The organism is Sulfurimonas sp., from assembly GCF_032250635.1.
Classification (GTDB): Bacteria; Campylobacterota; Campylobacteria; order Campylobacterales; family Sulfurimonadaceae; genus Sulfurimonas.
In genome coordinates, this window is record NZ_JAVVFL010000164.1 from 1 (window position 1) to 4,988 (window position 4,988).

General features: G+C 33.5%; 5 protein-coding genes. 2 read left to right on the forward strand and 3 right to left on the reverse strand.

The window, feature by feature from the left end; genetic code table 11:
• The 3 genes from RQ763_RS09440 to RQ763_RS09450 all read right to left on the reverse strand — a co-directional run.
• Positions 1-700: hypothetical protein (locus RQ763_RS09440; protein ID WP_314152603.1), on the reverse strand; the 700-nt coding region annotated here is incomplete at its 3' end.
• A gap of 21 nt (positions 701-721) precedes the next feature.
• A complete protein-coding gene (locus RQ763_RS09445) occupies positions 722-1,714 on the reverse strand; it encodes a hypothetical protein (RefSeq protein WP_314152604.1) in 993 nt (330 codons plus the stop codon).
• Positions 1,715-1,874: 160 nt separating this feature from the next.
• Positions 1,875-3,584, reverse strand: a complete 1,710-nt coding sequence (locus RQ763_RS09450) for an ABC transporter ATP-binding protein (protein WP_314152605.1) — start codon at positions 3,582-3,584, stop codon at positions 1,875-1,877.
• Positions 3,585-3,684: 100 nt separating this feature from the next.
• On the opposite strand from RQ763_RS09450, the gene waaC reads away from it, so the two are divergent.
• Positions 3,685-4,665: a lipopolysaccharide heptosyltransferase I gene (gene waaC, locus RQ763_RS09455; protein ID WP_314152607.1), complete on the forward strand. Its 981-nt coding sequence runs from the start codon at positions 3,685-3,687 to the stop codon at positions 4,663-4,665.
• The coding region (locus RQ763_RS09460; RefSeq protein ID WP_314152608.1) for a hypothetical protein at positions 4,662-4,988 on the forward strand (327 nt) is incomplete at its 3' end. The genes waaC and RQ763_RS09460, both read left to right, overlap by 4 nt.

The window sequence follows — 4,988 nt, forward strand, 5'->3', positions numbered from 1 at the left end:
TCTTAAAACTTTCAATCAATTCAGTTGACTCAACAAATTGCACATTTGGCAAATCTATCGATTTGTACAGCTCTACTATGCTTGAATTCATTTTTGGATGCAAGGTAATATACCAATTAAAATCATATTTTTTCATCATATCAAGAATAAGAGGATATAAAATTTTTGCTTTTGAAAATCTAGGACTAAATGTTGAAGCAAAAAAGATTGACTTTTGTTTTGAGTTCTCGTCTATTTTTTCTAACGGAAACAGAGGGTCAAGTTTACACCAGCCGGTCTCTTCCACATTGAAAAAACCATACTGTTTTGCAAGCTCTTGAAACTTCTGCGTCGAACTTGGACCTTGTGTACAGTATAGGTCAAACATTCCCCTGATAATATAGTGATACAACTGCCCGTTCTTTTTTACTTTTGCACTCGGCAAACCGTGAAAAACCTCAACTTTTAGCCCAGGAATAAATGACGGAATCACATTTCCGGGAACAAAAACTGCATCTGGCTGATAGTCAATAACCTCTTCGATACTAAACAATCTGACTTCATCTGCGCGCAAATAATCTATGTTTATCTCATCCCCGTACATAAACCATTTTGCCTCATCACCTTGCATCAGTATTTTCTGCTGAAGCGGTCTCAATACGGCAAAGCTATAGTCTTGGGATACAAAAAACAGGTATCTTCTTTTCTGAGTTTTATTCATTTTTTAGCATATTTTTCAAATTCATATTTTATCATACAATATAATTTTACTCTCATCAAAGTGTTTATAAAATACATTTAATGCTTTGCTTAAAATTTTATTATGACTAAAGAAACTATCGGGAACGCGGATAGGATTAATCTCACAGTCATCATAAATAATATCTAGGGTTGTTAATGCCGTGGAATAATACGATATGATGCGAGACGGATAGATTCCATTTTGTAAAAAGTACATCTCAATAGGCATTCCTATCTCCAGTATTGTCAATAGTGGATTATTAAGGGAAGAGAGCAGCAGTAAAAAATCTTTTTTTTCTCCACGATGAGGAATATAAACTACTTTTTTGTTACTGCTCTTTATTAATTTTTCTAAATTTTTAATGTAACTGTCAATGCCTATAGTATCATATATGGGTTGCCCCACAAAGTAGATGATATCATTATCTTTTTTTGCATTTTTCAAGTAGCTCTCTTTTAGAAAAGTCAAATTATTTTTAATTACTAAAATGTCATTGACAGGCTCTAAATCAAAATATGTAAAAAGATTAATTTTATCTCTAATCTTAATCTTTAGTCCAAAAAATAAAAATCTTAACTCTCTGAAATTATACTTATTTATTTTATTTGTCTTAATATGCTCTTCATAAATTTTAATTGTTAATGCACCGTCATCCAAAAGAAAAACATTCTCTTTGGTTACATTAGGTATAACTATTTTTGGAACTACTTCTAGTTTTGAAATAAATATATACTTATAACTGTGCTTTTTTAAATATTTTACCAAATTGATGTATTTAAATATACTTGAATGACGGCTATACTCTATATCAATTATCTTTTCCCAATCGTATAAACTTTTTAAAGTCTCAATTTGAACTTTATTTGCTTCTAATGATCTATGGACTACAATCAATATATTATTCTCTAATTTAAACTGTTTTGCTGCTTCAATTGCGTTCAACAGTTGCAATGGAGTACCTACAATAAATAAATTTTTTAAGTCACTTTTCACTGATGATTGCCTCTGCTATCTTAAAATAAATTTCTTCGTCAATATCGATAGAATTTTCTCTGTAGTTTCTACGGAATTAAAAAGAGTTGAATCAGAATCTTTCCCTTTTTTATTATACATTTCTCAAATTGTACTGCAAAACTATTTAACTATTTCTTCATTATTCCTCAAATTGTCCTGCCAATCTCTGATAAACCTCACAACTATCTAAAAGTTCACTATGTTTTCCGCTTGCTATAATTTTGCCTTTTTGCATAACTAAAATCTTATCTGCATTTTTAATAGTGCCCAATCTATGTGCGATTGTTATAGTAATTTTATCTTTTGTGTACTCATCAAGAGCGATCTGGATTCTTTTTTCACTCTCATTATCCAAAGCCGATGTTGCTTCATCGAAAATAATAACCGAGGAGTGCTTATAAATGGCTCTTGCAATTGCCACCCTTTGTCTCTGTCCGCCTGATAGGTTTGAGCCAAACTCCTCCATCTTGGTATATATGCCATTCTCGAGCGAGGCAACAAAACTTGAAGCATCCGCCAATTTTAGTGCTTCATTTACTTTATCTTCATTTATCTCTTGTCCATAAGCTACATTTGCGGCAAGTGTGTCTTGAAATATATAGATTCTCTGTGTTACCAAAGAGATGTGATGTTTTAGCGAATCTTGCGTAAACTCTTTTATGTTCGTTCCGTTTACCAACACTTTACCATCATCTGGGTCATAAAAACGAAGTAGCATATTTATAAATGTACTTTTTCCGCCTCCGCTGTCTCCCACAAGCGCTATATTTTCCCCCTGTTTTATCTCGACGCTTACATCGTCCAAAGCGTAAAAGTCATCATACTTTAGTTTTACATGCCTGAACTCTACATGCGTGATGTCATCTTCTAAAACTTTTGGCCCGTCTACTATTTTATTTTCTCTATCAAGCAGCTCAAAAACTCTCTCACTTGCGGCTAGTGCATCTTGTATATTTGAGTAAATTGACCCTATACGGCGTATAGGCTGAAAGACCAGTCCTACTGCGGTTAAAAAAGCAGTAAATTCGCCGACTGTCATGTTGTTATTGTAAACTTCTTTTCCGCCGACAAAAATAACAGCTGCAAGTCCTATGGCTCCAACAATCTCCATCATAGGTGAAACTATTGTTCCGACATAAACCGACTTCATATTTATCTTGAAAAACTGCCAATTTTGAACGCCAAAGCGCTCCATTTCAAACTTCCCAGTTGCATTTGCTTTTATGATTTCACTATTGTTGAAGACTTCTGTGAGCCTTGTGACAACGTCGGCATTTTTCTCTTGTGAACGGCGAGAGTACTTTTTAAGTTTTTTAGCTATTAAAATAATTGGATAGACAATAACCGGGAGAACAACTAGGGAGTAAAAAGCCAAAAGCGGATTTAAATAAATAGTGTACCCTACAAGGGCGATGACAGTCAGACTTTCACTCAAAAGATCTGGAAGCATTTTTGACACAAAGTATCGAATACGGTCTATATCGCTTGTGACTCTAGATATAAGTTCACCGCTACGATTTAAATATAAAAAACTCATGTCGAGATTTATCATTTTATCAAGCAACATCTCACGAAATCTTGTGATTACGTGTTGACCGATATAGTTCATGTAAACAGTCTGGACATACCTGCCTATTGCCTTAAATAGATATATTCCAATCAAGCCAAAAGGGATTAGATAAAGCATCTCCTCTTTTTTGGCAATAAACATCTCATCCATCAAAGGCTTCATAATATGCGCCGTTGCAGCAGTGGCACTGACCGTCAGGAGTATCCCGATAAAAACTAAAAAATATTGCAGTTTATAATCTTTTAGATATGGCAGATAGCGTTTAAAAATTTTTCTCAATAATTATTTCCAGTCTTTCTTTTCTGGCGTATTTTATCCAAAAAAGAAAAACATCTTGGATATTATCTTGTTTTCATCAATAGTTATGTAGAATTCGTTTATGAAAATATGTATCGTAAAACTATCAGCAATGGGGGACATCATTCACGCAATGGTAGCCTTGCAATTTATAAAAAAAGAGATTCCTGATGCTCAAATAGACTGGGTGATTGAGAGTGGATTTAGAGGGGTGTTAGAGAACAATCCGCATATAGATAATATCCTGCCCATAAACCTGAAGTCCATAAAAAAGAAAAAAAGTGAGATTTTCAATCAATACAAAATTTTAAAAAGCTACTCAAAAAACAACTACGATATTGTCATCGATGCTCAAGGACTTTTAAAGTCAGCTATTGTCTCTAGAATCATAGGGGCAAAAACTATTGCAGGATTTGACAAAGAGTCAATTCGAGAGGGTATTGCATCTCTTTTTTACAACAAGAAAGTCCACATAGCTTACGATGCAAACACAATAGAGAGAAATGCGACCGTCATCTGTGAGCCACTGGGCATAAAGGTCACAAGCGAAAAAATCCTAAACAAAGAGAAGTTTTTATTTTCAGCCTCACATGTAAAAAATCTTCCTGATGTTTTCAATATTTTTGTCATAGGCTCGACGTGGGAGAGCAGAAACTACCCAAAAGAGAAGTTTGTAGAGATTGCCGAAGCTTTAAAAACAGAAACATTTATAGTTTGGGGAAGCGAAGAGGAGTATCTAAAAGCACTCTGGATACAGGAGCAATCTGAGTTTTTACATGTATTGCCTCGCGGCTCTTTGGATGAGCTAAAGTATGTTATATCAAAATGCTCTCTGCTTATAGGAAATGATACGGGACCTACTCACATGGCATGGGGACTAAACATACCGTCCATTACCATTTTCGGTCCGACTCCGACAAATCGCGTCTATGTAACACCTATAAACAAAGTTATTAAATCAAAAAGTGAAGTAAACCACTACAAACTGAACAAAAATGACTTTTCCATATGTGAGATAAAGTCTGAGGAAATAGTAAAAATTGCAAAGAAACTTTTAAAATGAATAAACTTGCCTTAAGAACTAGAGTACAAAAATTAAAAAATATAACCATAAATGATTACATAAACTATATCTTTATTTTGTATGCTTTTTTGCTACCGATTTCAAGAGCTGGCATTTCAATATTAACAGCTTTGCTTTTTATTTTATGGTTATTTTCAAATAATTTTAGCAAAAAAGTAGAGTTTATAAAATCAAATAGTGTCATTTTATATTTTCTTGCCTTTATCGGCTTTAGTTTGTTGTCTCTTTTTTGGTCAGAAAATGTAATTAGCGGTTTGGCTTATATTAGGAAATATTTATACTTTTTAGTTATTTTAGTCATC

What these genes read in the sequence shown, in the direction of transcription:
- waaC (WP_314152607.1), top strand. Translation starts at nt 3,685, where the DNA reads ATGAAAATATGTATCGTAAAACTATCAGCAATGGGGGACATCATTCAC.